Raw genomic sequence first — 400 nt, 5'->3', positions numbered from 1 at the left:
CGCTCCCTGGTGTCCCGTTCGGGCAACCGGCTGGAGCTGCTGGACGCCCCGCGCGGCCCGTCGGGCGTACGGATCGCCACCGGCGACAAGCGGCTCGACGTCGTCCTCGACGAGAAGAAGGGCGAGATCACCCTGACCGTGAAAGCCCGTGGCGGAACGCGGGAGTTGAGCTCGGTGACGCTGTCCGCCTCGGGCATCACGCTCGACGCGGGCGCCACCGGCGACGTGAACATCAAGGGCCGCTCGGTGACCGTCAACGGCAAGACGGGGGTGACGGTCGACGGCGGACTGCTCGCGGTCCTCAAGGCCAAACTCATCAGGATCAACTGACCGACCACCGACCCGCTTTCCCCCACAGTCCCCGTCCACCACTCACTCGCACCCCTGAAATCCCTTTCGC

General features: G+C 68.2%; 1 protein-coding gene. It reads left to right on the top strand.

Annotated features, from left to right (window positions below; genetic code table 11):
• The coding region (locus AB0C16_RS40805; protein WP_357691584.1) for a hypothetical protein at positions 1-330 on the top strand (330 nt) is incomplete at its 5' end.
• Positions 331-400 lie beyond the last annotated feature (70 nt).

Origin of the sequence: Nonomuraea sp. NPDC048916 (assembly GCF_040649575.1) — a bacterium.
Lineage (GTDB): Bacteria > Actinomycetota > Actinomycetes > Streptosporangiales > Streptosporangiaceae > Nonomuraea.
The sequence above is the reverse complement of the archived record's forward strand: the minus strand, read 5'-3'. Positions and strand labels throughout refer to the sequence as shown.